We start from the raw sequence: 15,540 nt of genomic DNA on the forward strand, positions 1-15,540 counted from the left end.
CCTCACGTGCTGCGCCAAGGATGCTCGACCGGCGCGCCTGGAGCGAGCCAACGTTCTCGCTCCAGCGGTCGGAGTGTCGAAGCCCACCGTCGGATTCGCCCGGTAGCATCGTCTGTCGTGGCGCCCCAACCGATTCGTATCCTCGACCTCTTCGCGGGCGCCGGCGGGCTCACTGCAGGATTGACGAAAGCGGACCCACGTTTCGCGAGCGTCGCAGCCGTCGAGATGGACCCTTTCGCCGCGGCTAGCTACGCCCTGAATCACCCCGACGCCGAGGTCTTCGCACTGCCAATCGAGCAGTGGCTCGAGGACCATGAGATTACCCGCGGGGTCGATGTGATCGTCGGCGGACCGCCGTGCCAAGGCTTCTCAACTCTCGGCAAACAGGACGAGCAAGACGAGCGCAACCTCCTGTGGCGGCAGTATGCCGAGACAATCGTCCGTTACCGACCGAAGTACTTCGTGGTGGAGAACGTCGCCGCCTTCGCGAAGTCACCGCAGTTCGAGCAGTTCCGCCGCGAGACGGAGCCTGGCGGCACACTCAGCGAATACAACTTCGAACACACCGTGTTGAATGCAGCCGATTTCGGTGCACCGCAAGCACGCAGGCGCGCGGTCGTCATTGGCCATCTGCGGAACCTTCCCTTCCCTGGTTTCCCCACACCTACGCATGACGCGAAAGGATCCTTCGGACTCCGACCACACCGGACTGTTCGTGAGGCGTTGGCGACGGTGCCGGACCGCCCGGATCGAGACCATCTCTTGGACGAGCGTCGCACCGCAGTCGGGGGTCGACGGGCTCCGGGCCCGTTCCTTCCTCGGGACATGCACTGGAGTCGCGACTACGCGGACATGTCGCTGCAGCGCTTCGCCGCTATCCCGCCGGGCGGAAACCGTTTCGATCTGCCGGACGAGCTGCTCGCGCCCTGCTGGCGTAAGCACCAGTCAGGATCCGCCGACGTGATGGGCCGGATGCATTGGGACAAACCCTCTGTCACCGTCAGGACCGAGTTCTTCAAGCCCGAAAAGGGTCGCTACCTTCACCCTGAGGCGAACCGCGCCATCACGCACTTCGAAGCAGCGATCTTGCAGGGCTTCCCCGCAAACCACCAGTTCGTCGGATCACGCGTAGCAATTGCACGCCAAATCGGCAATGCGGTGCCCATTCCTCTTGGCGAGGCGATAGGCCGCATGATTGCCGCGCAGTTCCCCGTGATGGCGGACGCGTAACACGGTCATCACATGCGAGCTGCCACCCTGTGGCGCACCGCTGTGGAGGGTCGTCGGGTCACTTGCACAGCACTGCGCCCCCAACCCTTTGCAAGGGTGGGAACGCCCCGACGTTGGATTACCCGCCTGTCTCAGATCGGCGTGCGTGGCCCAGTCGGGGCGGCTGCCGTCAAAGCGACGCCAGAGGCCCGGCGCCAGGCGTCAGCGCACTATGACGAGCACGTCGGGTCGCTTCACGAGCCAGTGCGCAAGCCCGTACATGTCCGGGTACATCGCGGACGTGCGGATCCCGTAACGGCGCTCAAGCTGCTCACGGATCTCGGCCTTCGCGTCCAGCAGGATGCGGAACGTGAACACCGGCGCCCGATCAGCCGGAAGAACGCCGTCGCGAGCCCGCGTGAGTTCGAGAGGCATCGAGCTGTAGTCACGCATCTGGTCGATGCTCCATCGCGAGCGCTCGCCGGGTGCCACTCGTCCGATGCCCGTGCGTGCGGCCTCGATCGCAACGCCATCGAGCAGGAATCCTGCGCTCTGAGCGGCGATGCGTGAGTGGTAGACCGGCGGACGCCAGTAGCGCCGAAGCGTGCCGGTGCCCCACCGCTTGTCTGCCCGATGCGCATCGTGCTTGAGGCTGTGCCAGAGCGGCTCGCGGGTGTGCCAGTTCTGATTGAGGGTGACGTCGCTCTTGTCGGGAGCCACGAAGGCGAAGATGCGACCGTCGGCCTCCTCCTCGGGCTCTGCAACCGAAGTCACAGGCCGCTCGGTCGCGAACCAGAGCGCGAACATGGGATTCTCGGTGACGTCGAGCAGCCGTGTGGGTCCCCCGACGTGCTGCAGCTCGGCGAAGATCTCGAGCGCCGGCGTTCCATCGAAGCGCCAGTCTGTGCGCGCATGGTCGAGTATCCGCTTCTCGGCGTCGACCATCTCCTGTTCCGTCGGCGGTCTTCCGAGGACTCCGCGAAGCGTGCGGTAAAGGGAGCTCTCAACACCCCAGTTGGCGTTCCGCGCGCCTCGCCACAGCAGGCGTTGCGCAGGGTAGCTCCCGGTAAGTTCGTTCACCTGCGCCTGGAAGTCCGACCAGCTCGCGATGGGCTCGGACTCCCATTCGCGGAAGAAGTCTGCAGCAAGCATTCCGGCCATCAGCGCCCCTCAGTCGTGTTGAACGGACACTATCGAGGCGGGCGGGTCCATCCGGCCTGATCTCGCTCGTGTCGCGCTCAGGTCCACGCTTCCGCGCCGAGTGCGCGCACGATCGCGGGAGCAAGCCTCGCGCCCATCCCGCGGTAGGTCTCAAGCAGGTTGGTCGACCCGGCCGCAGTCCGCACGAACCCATACCTGTCGATCACCGCGACGGCCTCAAGGTCGCGCATGAGCAGCCACGCATGGGTCACGGGGATCTCGTACAGCGCACCTTCATCGTCGGTCTCCTTCCACCCGCCCTTGAGCTCATCGAGCGACGCCCAACCCGCGGCCTCCCCCATCCACGACAAGTCCTGGAGCACATGCGGATCCCCGGCGCGCTCGCCCCGCAGCGTCCACGAGTATCGCGAGTTGACCATCGCGCCGAGGATCCACGCGATGGCCCGGTAGCCGATGGTGATGCCGGTGGTCGCCGGGGTCTCGGCGGGCTTGCCCATCCCGTGCGCGTCTTCGATCTTGCGCAAGATCGCATGGGGGTTGACCTGCTCGAGCAGCGCGAGCGGTGCGACGCCGAACTCGCGGTCCTTGATCGCGATGCCCGCAATGCGCGAGAACCCGACGCGCACGTGTCGGTCGTCAATGGTGCCGACCGCCTCTACGACCGTGCCGACTTCGTCGTACACCGACTCAATCAGTCCCAGACGTGGGTGGCGCCGGCACAGCTCCGACGCGACCCACCACAGCTGCGCGTCGACGAATCGGTCCGCCGCGCGGAACGCCTTGGCGTTGGTCATCACTTCACCTCCGCGAGGTAGGCACGGAACGCTGCGTTCGGTGAGGCCGCCGGCAGCGCCGCCACGACGTCTGCGAACGCCTGCTCCGGCTCCACGCCGAGGTGTCGCGTCGCGTACAGCGCCGCGACCGTGGGCGTCCGCGACTGCGCCGCGACGCAGTGGAGGTAGACCCTCTTGCCCTCGGCCCGCAGTGCGGCCACCGCATCGGCCGCCTCCTCGAGCACGAAGGCGAGGTGCTCGTTCGCCTCCGGCGACGCATCGTCGATCAACCAGACCTCCGCAACGTCCGCCCGTCCGATACGCGTGGGCACCTCGCGCGCGCCGAGCTGGCACAGGGAAACGACCGCGTCGATCTCGGCGGGCAGGTCGGCGAGGTTGTCGACGCCGCCCATGAGGACGCCGGCGTCGTGCGGATGGACGGCGAGCGCGTCGCGTCCGGTCCACCGCGAGTAGTCGACCCTGTCCCCCGTGAGCCAACCGCGCGAGTCGGGCGTGCCGCCGCGGACCGCGAGCACGGCGAGCCGCGTCAGGTCCCGCGCACCGAGCCCCGGGTAGCCGTGGAGCAGCCGCTGCCAGCCGACAGGGATGGCCGAGGCGCCGACGAGGGCGCCCGCGAGCGCGCCGGCGATCGCGGCGACGGTGTCGGTGTCGTTGTGGATCCGCACCGCCTGCTCCACCACCCGGCGGAACGCGGCGGGCGTGTGCGTCGAGGGGTCGTCGAGGACGATGCCGCCCGCGCGGATCGCGGCGTACGCGGCCTGGACGGCGTCGACCACCCAGCCGTTGTGCGGGAACAGGTCGGGGTCGGCGCCGTCGGCTGCGGCGAGCAGCGCTGCCCACCGCTCGCGGCGTGCCTCGGGGAGGGCGGCGAGCGCATCGTCCAGGCGCACTCGGCCGTCGCGCACGGCGAGGTGGATGAGCACGCTCCACAGGGCGGCGCCGTCGCGGGCGTCGTCCTCCCAATGCGTCAGTGCGGCGATTGCGTCGGCGGCCGCGGCGACGCGGGCGACGCTGTCCACCTCGCCCATGTACGCGAGCCCGACCGGTGCCGTCCGCATGACCGAGCCGTTGCCGCCACTGCGGCCGTTCGCCTCGTGCACCCGGCGCGCCGACGTGGACGCGGCCGCCGCATCGTCCCCCCGCATGCCCCGGAGGACCTGCGAGGTCTGGATGCCGATGTCCTTGGCGCCGCGCGACCAGACGGCCCAGTCCCGGACGATGCGGTCCTGCGCCTCAGTGCTCGCCAGGTCCAGCCCGTCGGCGACGGCACGGAGGATGGGGACCGCCATGGCAGTGTCGTCGGTCCATTCGCCGGGCGCCCAGGTGTGGTTGCCGGTCATGTCGGCGGCGGTGCCGGCGAGGGTGAGGTGCGGGCGGGCGGGGCCGAACTCGTACGGCGCGCCGATCGCGTCGCCGACGGCCGAGCCCAGGATGGCGCCGGCGGCGCGGTGGGCGGTGGAGTTGCTGGTCTTCGTCATGGCGGTCCCCCTCAGATGTCGTTGGCGCAATTTTGCGTCAATTGACAAGTTAACGCAAGGGTGCGACATTCGATGCCGTGAAGAACTTCCGCGACTCCTCCGGCAAGGCGCTGAGCGACTACCCGCGGCCCTCCGTGGCCGTCGACATCGCGGTGCTCACCGTCGTCGGCGGCGCTCTGTCGGTACTACTCGTGGACGACCCCCGCGACGGATCACGCCGACTCCCGGGCACCTTTCTCCACGAGGGCGAGGTGCTGGCCGATGCGGTGCACCGTTCACTGGCCGACAAGGCCGGGGTGGCGGGACTCGAGCCTGTGCAGCTGCGGGTGTTCGACTCGCTCGACCGCGACTCGCGCGGATGGGTGCTCTCGGTCGCGCACCTGGTGGCGGTGCCCGCTCCCCTGCTGGGCGGGGTGACTCTGGTGCCCGTCACCGAAGTCGGCCCGCTCGCATTCGACCACGCCGCGATCCTCGAGCTCGCGGTCGCGCGGCTGCGGGCGGACTACGCGGAGCACCCCGATCCGTGGGGCCTGCTCGGGGATAGGCCGTTCACGCTGCTCGAGCTCGAGCGGCTTCATCGCGCGGTGGATCCCGAGCGCCCCGGTCGCAAGGACACGTTCCGCCGACTAATGGAGCCGCAACTGGTCGACACGGGCGAGCTTGAACAGGGAACCGTAGGCAAACCTGCCAGGCTGTTCATCAGATCTCGGGGGGACTCATGACGAACGCGACACCAGAGCCGATCACTCAGCTCGAACTGATCGCACTGCAGCGGCTTTACCTCGATGCCCGGTACCGGGGCGCAGCGGAGGATGCCTCGACCATCAAGGCGCTCTTCGAGAGCCGCGCCAAGGAGTTCGCCGTCGGGCGCTCTCTCGCGGACATCATGGACGCGATCGATGAGGACGGCGAGAACTACTGCTTCTACCTGTCGTCGCTCGACGAACTGCCGCCTGCTCCGCCGAAGGAGTGTTTCGAGCCGCGGCTCAACCGTGAGGAGCGCGAGCGCTGGTTGCGCGCGTACCAACAGGACGGCGCCGACTGGACCGACACCGACATCCTCATGGCCATGGGATCCGGGATGAACTGACAGCGCCCGCGACCACCACACCACCCCACCACCCGCTGAGGAGCACCCACCATGTCGAACTTCGGTCTGGAAGCGATGGGCGACGAACGCATCCGCATCGCCGCATCATGGGATATCGCCGCACGCGTGGTCGCGATCGACCCCGCGTCCCGCGTCTACGAGTACCACCCGATGGGCGGCATGTACGACTGCCTGGCGATCGGCCGCCAGGGAATGCAGATCGACATCAACCGCAATGGATCGGTTCACGTCCGCGAGAGCGTTGGCGGCGAGGCGAACCCGCTTGTACCGCTGGAGCAGTGGCACGACATCGTGTCGTCGGCACCGGGGACCGCGGCAATCGTGGGCACCATCGCCGCGCACTGCCGCCTCGACGGAGCCAAGAAGCCGTCGCGCGCACCGTGGCCCTTGACCTACCAGGTCGTCGCACGCGTCCTCGCGAGCCGGATCTTCGACTCCGCCGTGTGGGACTGCCGCCTCCAGCTCGATGACTCCTCGGGCCACTACAGCGAGCCGCCGCTGCGCTTCGAATCGCCGTCGCCCGAGGCAAAGTCCATTCCTCCGACCGAGTTCTGGGCGATCATGCGCAACGACGAGCCCATCGCCTACCTGTGGAACGGCTGGGCCTGGAACGGCGTGGGCGAACGCATCAACCTCGCATCCCGGTTCGCGCGCGGCGACTCCATTGACGCGCTCGCTCGCGACCTCGTCACCAGGTCCGGAGTGAAGGCGTCGACCGAGCTACCCCCGGTGCGGGTCCAGGTCGAGCCGCAGGGCTTCGTCACACCGCCGATGTTTCATCACTGAGGCTGGCGCATGACCTCGCCCGTGATCCTCCACGTTCCCCACGCTTCGCGCGGGATCCCGGCGGACGTGCGCAGAGGGATCCTCCTCGACGATGCCGCCCTCGAGCACGAGCTCGACATGATGACCGACTCCTTCACCGACGTCATCGCGGCGCGCGCGACCGAAGCCGCGGGCATCGAGGCGCTGGTGATCACCGCCCCGGTCTCGCGCCTGGTGGTCGACGTCGAACGCTTCGTCGACGGGTCCGAGCCGATGGAGAAGGTCGGCATGGGCCCGATCTACACGCACACCCACGACCAGCGCACCCTTCGCGACACCGTTGATGCGGCGCTGCTCGATCGTTACTTCCACCCGCACACCCAGGCAGTCGAGGACGCCGTGACCGCGGCGCTCGAGGCCCACGGCCAAGTCGTCGTGATCGACTTGCACTCGTACCCGACGCATCGTCTCCCCTACGAGATGGCGGAGCACGATGCGCCGCGTCCGCAGATCTGCCTGGGCACCGATGCGTTTCACACTCCGGCGTGGTTGCTCGACGCAGCACGCTCCGCCCTCGATGGCTTCGAGATCGGGCTCGACTCGCCGTTCGCCGGCACCTACGTGCCACTCCGGTTCTACGGGCACGATGCGCGGGTCGCCTCGATCATGGTCGAGATCCGGCGCGACCAGTACATGGACGAGTCCACCGTCCGCGCGCATGACGGGCTCGAGGCACTAGTTGGCGCGTTGGCCGACCTATGCGCGGGCGTCGACAGCGCGCAGCTCTGATATACGGCCAGCTCGCTCACATCGAGCAGGGGCTCGAGGCCCCAGGAGTTTTCCACGGTGCGGTGTTCGGCGCTCATGCCGCATAGGTGCGGAGCGCGCACCCCAGGCGTCCGGGACCAACCGGCACCAACGCGGGCCTGCCGTGGCGCAGCGGGCCAGGGGCTCCTCAGCGAGCCCAAAGTGATGAGTAAATGATGACCGGGTCATGTCACTCCATGCAAAAAGTCCTGGCAACCCGTGAGTTACCAGGACTTTCCGCTTGCTACACGTCGGGCTGACAGGATTTGAACCTGCGACCCCTTGACCCCCAGTCAAGTGCGCTACCAAGCTGCGCCACAGCCCGTGACAGCCCGATAACTATATCGGAATCCGGAGGCCTCCAAGACCACTTTCGACGCCAAGTCGCAGAAGAAGGCGCATAACTTGGTCAGCCCCGCGTCAACCCAGAAGACCGAGCCGCTTCCGCATCGTCCCTCGTCTCCCCTAGTCTCGGAGCACTGCTCAACGACGAGGAGACACGTGCTCGACACCGCCATCATCGGCGCGGGCCCCGCTGGCCTGGCCGCCGCGTACGCGCTCAAGCAGCGCGGCCTGCCGTATACCCACATCGAGCGCAATCAGGGCATCGGCGGGGTGTGGGACATCGACGCCCCGGGCAGCCCGATGTACGAGTCGGCCCACTTCATCTCCTCCAAGACCCTCTCGGGCTTCCCCAGCTTCCCCATGCCGGACGCCTACCCCGACTACCCGAACCACCGTCAGATCCTCGCGTACCTGCACGCGTTCGCGGCCACGAACGGCCTGGCAGAGGCCATCGAGCTCGACACGGCGGCGGCGAAGGTCGAGCCCACCGGAGACACCTACCGGCTCACGAGGGAGAACGGCCTCACCACCGAGCACGCCCAGGTGATCATCGCGTCCGGCGCCCAGTGGATCCCGAACATCCCCCCACTCCCCGGCACATACGAAGGCGAGATCCGCCACACCGTCACCTACCGCAGCGCCAAAGAACTCGAAGGCAGAAGCGTCCTGGTGGTCGGCGCTGGCAACTCCGGCGCGGACATCGCGTGCGACGCCGCGCGCGCAGCGGACCACGCCGCCATCAGCCTCCGCCGCGGCTACCACTTCATCCCTAAGCACGTCTTCGGGATGCCGTCCGACGTCTTCGCGACGGGCGGCCCGACGCTCCCGATGTGGCTCGAGCAGCGCGTCTTCGGCGCGATGCTGCGCGTCCTCAACGGAGACGTCACCCGCCTGGGACTGCCCAAGCCCGACCACAAGGTCTTCGAGACGCATCCGCTCATGAACACGCAGCTGCTTCACCACCTGGGGCACGGCGACATCACGGCCCGCCCGGCCATCAAAGACACCCACGGCACCACCGTGACCTTCATGGACGGCTCCACGGAGGACGTCGACCTGATCCTGCTCGCCACCGGCTACCGCCACGAGGTGCCGTACGCGCAGGAACTCCTGGGCTACGACGCCCACCCCGATCTCTACCTCACCGCCTTCTCACGCCACGCGGGGCTGTACGGCCTCGGCTTCGTGGAGACCAACGGGGCCTCGTACGTCCTCATGGAGCAGCTCGCGACGATGATCGCGCAGCACATCGAGGATCGCGAGCAACGCCCCGACCGGTGGATCGAGTTCGAGCGCGTCATCGCGACCGACACCCCCGACCTCACGCGCGGCGTCCGCTTCGTCGACTCGCCCCGGCACGTCGGCTACGTCGAGTCGACCGCGCTCACCCGCTACCTGCACCGCACCGCCAGGCGCATGGGCTGGAGCATCCCGTGAGGCGGCCCTTCGACCTCACGGGCCGCATCGTGGTGGTGACCGGCGGCGCTGGCGGGATCGGGCGGGCCTTCAGCGCGGCAGCAGCAGCGCGCGGCGCACGCATCGTCGTGGTCGACATGAGGGACGATGCGGCACGCGCCGCCGTCGATGCCCTTCCGGGCGGCGCCTCGCGCCACAGCGCCGAGGGGGGCGACCTCACCGACCGCGTGCAGGCGGAGGCGATCATCGGTCGCATCGCCGACCGCCATGGCCGCATCGACGTGCTGGTCAACAACGCCGGCATGACCAGCGCCGCCCGCTTCGACGAGCGCAGCGTCGAGAGCATCGAGCACGAGCTCGCCGTCAACCTCACCGCGCCTCTGGTGCTCACCAGGCTCGCGGTCCCGCTCCTGCGCGAGGCGCCCGACCCGCGCGTCATCACCACCGTCTCGCTGGGCGGCATCTTCCCGCTCGGCGAGACCCCGATCTACACAGCGAGCAAGTTCGGACTCCGCGGAGCGATGCTCTCGATCGCGCTCGACATGCGGCACAAGGGCATCACGATGAGCGCGGTGCTTCCCTCCGCGACCGACACGCGGATGCTCCGCCAGGAGGCGCTCGACGGCGGCAACTCGCTCCAGTTCCAGGACCCTCCGCAGACCCCCGAGCACGTCGCACGGACGATGATGGGCCTGCTCGACCGCCCACGCCTCGAGGCGTACCCGCGCCCGTCGGAGTCGTGGCTGGTCCGCGCCGCGATGCTGGCGCCCGGCGCTCTCCCCCGGCTCATGCCTCTGTTCCGGGGCCGTGGAGAGCGCGGACAGGCGCGCTACGTACGCGAGCTCCGTCAACGCGGGCTGGTGCGCACCGTGGACGGCGCGGAGGTCGCGGTCGAGGACTGAGGCGGGAGCGGAAGCGCCTCAGACGCCGCGAGGCGCCTCGTCGGCGGCATGCTCCGGCGCGCGGTAGACGACCTCGGTGTTGCGTCCGGCGCGCTTGGCCTCGTAGAGGGCCTCGTCGGCCCGCGCCATGAGGATCGCGAGCCCGAGGCCGGGCTCCGCGGCGGCGAGCCCGTGGCTCGCGGTCGGCATCGCACCGCATTCGGCCCTGCAGTACTCGCCGTACCGCAGCGTGACCTCGCGGGCGCGGGCCGCGGCTTCCTCGACGTCGATGTCCTGCAGGACGATGACGAACTCGTCGCCGCCCAGGCGTCCCAGGATGTCCTCGGGCCCGAGCGCCTCGCGCCACGCGCGTGCGAACGACACCAGGGCGCGGTCGCCTTCGGCGTGCCCGCGGGAGTCGTTCACGGACTTGAAGCGGTCGAGGTCCGCCATGACGAACACGAGCCGCCGCGAGGAGTCCCACGTCAGGACCGCCTGCTCCGCTCGCTGGTAGAGCTCTCCGCGGTTGAGCACGCCGGTGAGATCGTCGGTGACGGCACGATGCTCGAGCTCGGCCCGCGAGTGCACGTGCGCGAGCTGGCTGACGGCCTGGGTCACCGTGGCGACCGACACCATCTGGATCAGCGCGGTCACGCCGCTGCCCGCGATCGTGGCGAAGGCAGCGCTCTCGGGCCCTTGGAGGAAGAAGATGACCCAACGAACGGTGTAGAAGACCGTGAGGAAGGACGCGACCGCTGCCATCAGCCTGACCTCGGTACGGCCGAGCCTCCCGTTGTGCCGCCACAGCTCGTATGCCGTCGATCCAGCGCAACCGCCGAGTGCGATGAGCATGTACGCGCCGCCGGCCCAGGAGTTCTCCGCGGGGCCCTCGAGCAGCGTCGACACCCCGGCACCGACGACGACCGTCGAGAAGAGCCACCAGGGCAGCGACTCTCCGCGCACGCGTAGCGCGGTCGCGATCATCAGGCATCCGCCCGCCACCGCCGCCATGTTTGCGAGCGGAGACGTGTACGCCTGGACCGGCGTGCCATCGCCGACATACAGGGCTGTCCCCAGCGTGAAGGCGACCAGCGACCCGAGCCACGTCGCCGCGACCGAGCCGCGACCGTCGCGCCGTGCCGCGATCCCGGTGTAGAGCATCGCCAGGAGGACCAGCAGCGCGAGCGCGATCCGCATGCTCAGCTCGTCGATCACGAGGTGGCCTCATGCGGCAGCGCGCCACGTCCGTGGGAGCGGACCGCGCCTCCCCGCGCGGCCTTCGCCTCGTACAGCGCCATGTCGGCACGCCCCACGAGCACCGTGACGCTCGTCTCGGGCTCGACCACAGCGATCCCGTAGCTCGCGGTCGGCACGAGCGTCACATGCTCGGCCGCCGCGTCCTCGAGGCGCGGCGCGAGCGATGCGATGCGAGCACGCGCGCCCTCGACGTCCACGTTGCGCAGCAGCGCGAGGAACTCATCGCCGCCGAGCCGCCCGAACAGGTCGCCCGGCTCGAGAGCCGACCTCCAGGCGTCGGTGAAGGCGATGAGCGCGCGGTCGCCCGCGGCGTGCCCCCACCCGTCGTTGAGCTCCTTGAAATGATCGAGGTCGCAGGCCACGAGGACGCATGGCACCGTGCGCGCATCGGCGACGCCGTCCTGGATCCGCTCCATGAGCGCGGTGCGCGACAGCACGCCCGTGAGGTCGTCGGTGGTGGCGCGCCTGACCAGGTCGACGCGGCGACGGTTCTCGCCGAGCGCCGCCATCGCGAAGGTCACCGTGGCGACCACGCCGATCTGCACGAGCGCCGTCGCGGCGACGCCGAACGAGGTGCCGAACGCCCCTTCCTCCGGACCTTCGATGGTCAGGTCGATCCAGCGCCCGACGTAGACGAGGGCCAGGACTACACCGGCCGCGAAGAAGGCCGTGTAGGCACGCCTCTCGACCAGCGCATCGGCCGCGTCGGCGACGTCCAGGCGCCCCCGCTCGATCCACATCTCGACCGCGACCGTGCCGTAGACCCCCGCGAGCATCGTGTACATGAAGGCGGAGCCCGCCCACTCGTTCGCGCCCGGGCCGTCGACCGCGGCGGCGGCGATGGTGCCGGCGATCATGAAGGCCTCGGGGAACCACGGCACCTTGAGGCCGCGGATGGCACGGGTCGCGTTGAAGACGGACAGGACGGCCGCCACCCCCACGGCATTGCCGAGCGGCACCAGCAGCCACTGCAGCGAGGTGCCGTTGCCCATGTCGAACAGCAGGCTCACGATGGTGAGGATCATGGTCGCGCCCCACCAGCGGGGCGCCGTGGAGGACCACGCACGTGCCACCGAGCCGAGCGTGTGGATGAGCGACAGCGCGACGACGACGCCGAGTGCCACTCGCACGCTCGTCGGGTCGATCATGGTGCTCACCGTAGGCGCGCGAGCGTGCGCGAATCCACGAGTGTGGGGAACCCCACAACCCCTCAACCGGGCGCCGGGACCTTCGCCTTGGGCGCGGCACCTGGAGGCGCAACGCCTACGCTAGTGCCATGTCACGTGTCCTCATCACCGCGTTCGAACCGCTGCCGAGCATCGTGGGCGACGGCGCGGCCGACGCGTCCCGCATCCTGGCGGAGACGTGGCAGGGCTCCGCCGAGATCGTCGCGCGCGACCTCATCCCGGCCTACACCGAGTCCTCACGTCGTCTCCGGGCCTCGGTGGCCAAGCACCTCCCGGATGCCGTCCTGGTGGTCGCCACCGATCCGGAGGCGACCACCATCACGGTCGAGCGGCTCGCGGTCAACCTCGACGACGCCCCCTTCCCCGACGCGCACGGCGCGCAGCCGATCGACTCCCCGGTGGTCGCCGGCGCCCCCGCGGGCCTGTGGACCACGCTGCCCGCGCGCGAGATCGTGGAGGCGCTGGTGGCCCGCGGCCTGCCCGCGCGCCTCTCGGTCAACGCGGGAGGCGGCCTCGCCAACCACGTGTTCTACGTGCTGCAGCGCGAGCTGGCCGAATGGGGCGTGCCGAGCGGGCTGGTCCGGGTGCCTCCGACCGCGCCCACCGCCGCGGGAGCCCTCGCGCTGCCGGTGGAGGTTCTCGCCGAGGCCCTGCGCACGGTGGTCCAGACCGTCCTGGGCGAGGCGCCCCCGGAGGAAGAGCCCGCCCCGGAGCCCGAGCTCGAACCCGCCTTCGACCCCGAGGCCACGCAGCCGTTCCTCATGGCGATCCAGGAGCCGATCGCCGAGGCGCCCGCGGCGCCGCCGCGCATGGTCACGCCCACGCTCGCACCGCTCGCCGACGAGCCGCCGGCCGCGCCGCCCGCGCCCGAGCCGTCCCTTCCCCCGGCCGCGGGACGCCCCGAGGAGCCTCCGGTGCTGGTCCCGCCGTGGGGGCCCACCTCGAGCGACGTGCCCGTGTACGAGCCGCCGGTGCCCGCCCCCACCAGGGAGACGCGCCCGGATACCGCCGCCCGGCCCGACGTCGATGCGGATCCCCAGGACGAGCCGACACGCCACCCCACGTGGGACGAGATCATCTCGGGCAAGACCACCGACTGACGCCACCGCTCCCCCGCACCCCGCCTATCCAGGAGGTTCGATGGCCGACGGCCTCGCGACCAGCGTGACGCTCACCCTGCCCCCGTGGCTCATCGCGGAGCTGCCGTCGCTGCCCGACGTGCTCGCGACGCCCGAGGAGCAGATGGCGCTCGTGCATCGTCTCGCGGACCGCAACTGGCGCGAGGGCGGCGGCGGGCCGTTCGCCGCGATCGTGGTCGAGGCGGGCAGCGGACGGCTTGTCTCGGTCGGCGTCAACGTCGTGCTCGGCACGGGCATCAGCGCCGGCCATGCCGAGGTGGTCGCGCTCGCGCTCGCCCAGCGACGGCTCGGCTCGTGGGACCTCGGCGCGGACCACGACCTCGCGCTCGTGGTGAACTGGCGCCCGTGCGTCCAGTGCTACGGCGCGGCCCTGTGGTCGGGCGTGAAGCATCTGGTGGTCGCCGGAGAGGGACCCGAGCTCGAGCAGCTCACGCGCTTCGATGAGGGTCCCGTGGTCGCCGACTGGGCCGAGCAGTTCGAGGCCCGCGGGATCGAGGTGACCTCGAACGTGCTCCGCGACGAGGCGCTCGCGGTGTACCGCGCCTACGGCGAGTCCGCCTCGACGGTCTACAACGCGCGCGGGACCGGCCCGATCGAGGCACCCCTCTCCTGAGGACGAGGCCCGTCAGCGCGTGGGCACCTTGACGAAGAGCATGCTCACGAACCCCGCGAGGACCACGGCGACGATGCCGAGCACGCCCCAGATGGTCTCGTGGGTGAGGGTGATCGCGACCCACCACATCGCCGGCGCGAGGAACGAGACCGCGCGTCCCGTGGTCGCATAGAGCCCGAAGATCTCGCCCTGCTTGCCCGGGGGGCTGATGCGCGCGAGCAGCGACCGCGACGCCGACTGCACGGGTCCCACGAACAGGCACAGCGTCAGTCCCGCGATCCAGAAGACCACGGGTCCGAGCGGCTCGAGGAACGCGACCGCGAGTCCCGCGACCACCATGCCGGCGAGCGACCACAGGATGAGGCGGCGCGGACCGAAGCGGTCGTCGATCAGGCCCGACGCCATCGTCGCCACGCCCGCGACCAGGTTGGCCGCGACCCCGAAGTACATGACCTGGCTCTCGGAGAAGCCGTACGCGACCGACGCGATGATCGCTCCGAAGGTGAACACGCCGGCGAGGCCGTCGCGGTAGACGGCGCTCGACAGCAGGAACCACAGCGTGTGACGCTCCTCGCGCCACAGCCGCACCAGGTCGCGCCACAGGCGCGCGTAGCCGCCCAGGAAGGACACGGGCGCCCGCCCGGTGCCCGGCGCCTCCGGCACATAGCGGAAGAGGGGCCATGCAAACGCGATGGTCCACACCGCGCACCCCACCGCGATGATCCGGTAGGCCATGCCGTTGGACGTGTCCATGCCGAACCAGTCCAGCTCGGTCAGCACCACCACCAGCACCAGGGCGACGATGCCACCCGTGTAGCCGAAGCCCCAGCCCAGACCCGACACGCGGCCCATGGTGCGCGGCGTGGTCACCTGGGTGATCAGCGCGTTGTAGTGCACGCCGCCGATCTCCGAGAAGATCGAGCCGATCGCGATGAGCCCGGCGCCGACCACGAAGTACGCGGGCGCCGCCTGCACGAAGTACAGGCCCGCCATGCAGACCACGAGCAGCGCGGTGCACCACGCGAGCCAACGCTTGCGCCGGCCCGAGGTGTCCGCCCGCTGACCGATCACCGGGGCGAGCACCGCGATCACCACGGCCGCGAGCGTCATCGCGAGCCCGAAGGATCCGGACAGGTCCGCCTTGGCCGCCTCGTAGGCAGGGTCGTCCTCCCCGAGCGCCACGACCGCGGGATCCATGAACGAGTCCGAGACGAGGTAGAGCGCGGCGAACACGAACGTGATGATCACGGAGTTGTACGGCTGGGTCGCCCAGTCCCACAGCGCCCACGCGAAGACCCGGCCGCGCGGGACGCGACGGTCCTCGACGCCGGGCTCCGGTGACGTCGTCGTCTCGGATGTCATGCGCCAAGAGTGCCC

At 69.8% G+C, this 15,540-nt stretch carries 15 protein-coding genes and 1 tRNA gene; 9 read left to right on the forward strand and 7 right to left on the reverse strand.

From position 1 onward, the window contains the following. The first annotated feature begins 117 nt into the window (after positions 1 to 117). The gene (locus AOM06_RS12240) at positions 118 to 1,230 is read left to right on the forward strand and encodes a DNA cytosine methyltransferase (RefSeq protein ID WP_062306715.1); all 1,113 of its coding nucleotides are present in this window, start codon (positions 118 to 120) and stop codon (positions 1,228 to 1,230) included. 201 nt (positions 1,231 to 1,431) lie between these two features. On the opposite strand, the gene AOM06_RS12245 is transcribed toward AOM06_RS12240, so the two are convergent. From AOM06_RS12245 to AOM06_RS12255, 3 genes are all read right to left on the reverse strand, one after another. Then, positions 1,432 to 2,370, reverse strand: coding sequence for an FRG domain-containing protein (locus AOM06_RS12245; protein WP_082105562.1), 939 nt, complete (start codon positions 2,368 to 2,370; stop codon positions 1,432 to 1,434). A gap of 77 nt (positions 2,371 to 2,447) precedes the next feature. Next, positions 2,448 to 3,164, reverse strand: coding sequence for a TY-Chap2 family putative peptide chaperone (locus tag AOM06_RS12250; protein WP_062306725.1), 717 nt, complete (start codon positions 3,162 to 3,164; stop codon positions 2,448 to 2,450). Further along, positions 3,164 to 4,642, reverse strand: coding sequence for an ADP-ribosylglycohydrolase family protein (locus AOM06_RS12255; RefSeq protein WP_062306728.1), 1,479 nt, complete (start codon positions 4,640 to 4,642; stop codon positions 3,164 to 3,166). The genes AOM06_RS12250 and AOM06_RS12255 overlap by 1 nt, the downstream gene beginning before the upstream one ends. A gap of 77 nt (positions 4,643 to 4,719) precedes the next feature. Here AOM06_RS12255 and AOM06_RS12260 point away from each other — a divergent pair, with 77 nt between their 5' ends. Genes AOM06_RS12260 through AOM06_RS12275 form a run of 4 tightly spaced genes read left to right on the forward strand, consistent with a single transcriptional unit; the run spans position 4,720 to position 7,307 of the window. After that, positions 4,720 to 5,364 (forward strand): NUDIX hydrolase, encoded by a 645-nt coding sequence (locus AOM06_RS12260; RefSeq protein ID WP_062306731.1) that lies wholly within the window; start codon positions 4,720 to 4,722, stop codon positions 5,362 to 5,364. Then, entirely contained in the window at positions 5,361 to 5,732 is a 372-nt protein-coding gene (locus AOM06_RS12265; protein ID WP_062306736.1) for a hypothetical protein, read from the forward strand. Before AOM06_RS12260 ends, AOM06_RS12265 begins: the two co-directional genes overlap by 4 nt. A gap of 51 nt (positions 5,733 to 5,783) precedes the next feature. Beyond that, on the forward strand, positions 5,784 to 6,539 hold the full coding sequence (locus tag AOM06_RS12270) for a TY-Chap2 family putative peptide chaperone (RefSeq protein WP_062306741.1): 756 nt from the start codon (positions 5,784 to 5,786) through the stop codon (positions 6,537 to 6,539). A 9-nt stretch (positions 6,540 to 6,548) separates the two neighbouring features. Then, positions 6,549 to 7,307 (forward strand): N-formylglutamate amidohydrolase, encoded by a 759-nt coding sequence (locus AOM06_RS12275; RefSeq protein WP_062306747.1) that lies wholly within the window; start codon positions 6,549 to 6,551, stop codon positions 7,305 to 7,307. A gap of 269 nt (positions 7,308 to 7,576) precedes the next feature. On the opposite strand, the gene AOM06_RS12280 is transcribed toward AOM06_RS12275, so the two are convergent. Beyond that, positions 7,577 to 7,650: transfer RNA gene (locus AOM06_RS12280), tRNA-Pro, on the reverse strand. A 176-nt stretch (positions 7,651 to 7,826) separates the two neighbouring features. Between AOM06_RS12280 and AOM06_RS12285 the strand changes: the two genes are divergently transcribed. Both AOM06_RS12285 and AOM06_RS12290 read left to right on the forward strand, forming a co-directional pair. Next, positions 7,827 to 9,107, forward strand: coding sequence for a flavin-containing monooxygenase (locus AOM06_RS12285; protein WP_228372950.1), 1,281 nt, complete (start codon positions 7,827 to 7,829; stop codon positions 9,105 to 9,107). Continuing rightward, positions 9,104 to 9,988: an SDR family NAD(P)-dependent oxidoreductase gene (locus AOM06_RS12290; protein ID WP_062306753.1), complete on the forward strand. Its 885-nt coding sequence runs from the start codon at positions 9,104 to 9,106 to the stop codon at positions 9,986 to 9,988. Before AOM06_RS12285 ends, AOM06_RS12290 begins: the two co-directional genes overlap by 4 nt. Before the next feature lie 18 nt (positions 9,989 to 10,006). Here the strand turns inward: AOM06_RS12290 and AOM06_RS12295 are convergent, their stop codons facing one another. Together AOM06_RS12295 and AOM06_RS12300 are read right to left on the reverse strand one after the other, a co-directional pair. Beyond that, positions 10,007 to 11,182, reverse strand: a complete 1,176-nt coding sequence (locus AOM06_RS12295; RefSeq protein ID WP_062306756.1) for a GGDEF domain-containing protein — start codon at positions 11,180 to 11,182, stop codon at positions 10,007 to 10,009. Next, positions 11,179 to 12,372: a GGDEF domain-containing protein gene (locus AOM06_RS12300; RefSeq protein ID WP_062306761.1), complete on the reverse strand. Its 1,194-nt coding sequence runs from the start codon at positions 12,370 to 12,372 to the stop codon at positions 11,179 to 11,181. Before AOM06_RS12300 ends, AOM06_RS12295 begins: the two co-directional genes overlap by 4 nt. A 128-nt stretch (positions 12,373 to 12,500) precedes the next feature. On the opposite strand from AOM06_RS12300, the gene AOM06_RS15140 reads away from it, so the two are divergent. Both AOM06_RS15140 and AOM06_RS12310 read left to right on the forward strand, forming a co-directional pair. Next, positions 12,501 to 13,511 (forward strand): pyroglutamyl-peptidase I, encoded by a 1,011-nt coding sequence (locus AOM06_RS15140; RefSeq protein ID WP_062306765.1) that lies wholly within the window; start codon positions 12,501 to 12,503, stop codon positions 13,509 to 13,511. Between the two features lie 40 nt (positions 13,512 to 13,551). After that, positions 13,552 to 14,163 carry a nucleoside deaminase gene (locus tag AOM06_RS12310; protein WP_062306770.1) on the forward strand — a complete coding sequence of 204 codons (612 nt, stop codon included), beginning with the start codon at positions 13,552 to 13,554 and terminating at the stop codon, positions 14,161 to 14,163. A 12-nt stretch (positions 14,164 to 14,175) separates the two neighbouring features. On the opposite strand, the gene AOM06_RS12315 is transcribed toward AOM06_RS12310, so the two are convergent. Beyond that, a complete protein-coding gene (locus AOM06_RS12315; RefSeq protein ID WP_062306775.1) occupies positions 14,176 to 15,525 on the reverse strand; it encodes an MFS transporter in 1,350 nt (449 codons plus the stop codon). Positions 15,526 to 15,540 lie beyond the last annotated feature (15 nt).

Origin of the sequence: Demequina subtropica, assembly GCF_000971235.1 — a bacterium.
GTDB classification, from domain to species: Bacteria; Actinomycetota; Actinomycetes; order Actinomycetales; family Demequinaceae; genus Demequina; species Demequina subtropica.

What these genes read in the sequence shown, in the direction of transcription:
- AOM06_RS12270 (WP_062306741.1), top strand. Translation starts at nt 5,784, where the DNA reads ATGTCGAACTTCGGTCTGGAAGCGATGGGCGACGAACGCATCCGCATC.
- AOM06_RS12315 (WP_062306775.1), bottom strand. Translation starts at nt 15,525, where the DNA reads ATGACATCCGAGACGACGACGTCACCGGAGCCCGGCGTCGAGGACCGT.
- AOM06_RS15140 (WP_062306765.1), top strand. Translation starts at nt 12,501, where the DNA reads ATGTCACGTGTCCTCATCACCGCGTTCGAACCGCTGCCGAGCATCGTG.
- AOM06_RS12300 (WP_062306761.1), bottom strand. Translation starts at nt 12,372, where the DNA reads ATGATCGACCCGACGAGCGTGCGAGTGGCACTCGGCGTCGTCGTCGCG.
- AOM06_RS12255 (WP_062306728.1), bottom strand. Translation starts at nt 4,642, where the DNA reads ATGACGAAGACCAGCAACTCCACCGCCCACCGCGCCGCCGGCGCCATC.
- AOM06_RS12310 (WP_062306770.1), top strand. Translation starts at nt 13,552, where the DNA reads ATGGCCGACGGCCTCGCGACCAGCGTGACGCTCACCCTGCCCCCGTGG.
- AOM06_RS12265 (WP_062306736.1), top strand. Translation starts at nt 5,361, where the DNA reads ATGACGAACGCGACACCAGAGCCGATCACTCAGCTCGAACTGATCGCA.
- AOM06_RS12250 (WP_062306725.1), bottom strand. Translation starts at nt 3,164, where the DNA reads ATGACCAACGCCAAGGCGTTCCGCGCGGCGGACCGATTCGTCGACGCG.
- AOM06_RS12245 (WP_082105562.1), bottom strand. Translation starts at nt 2,370, where the DNA reads ATGGCCGGAATGCTTGCTGCAGACTTCTTCCGCGAATGGGAGTCCGAG.
- AOM06_RS12275 (WP_062306747.1), top strand. Translation starts at nt 6,549, where the DNA reads ATGACCTCGCCCGTGATCCTCCACGTTCCCCACGCTTCGCGCGGGATC.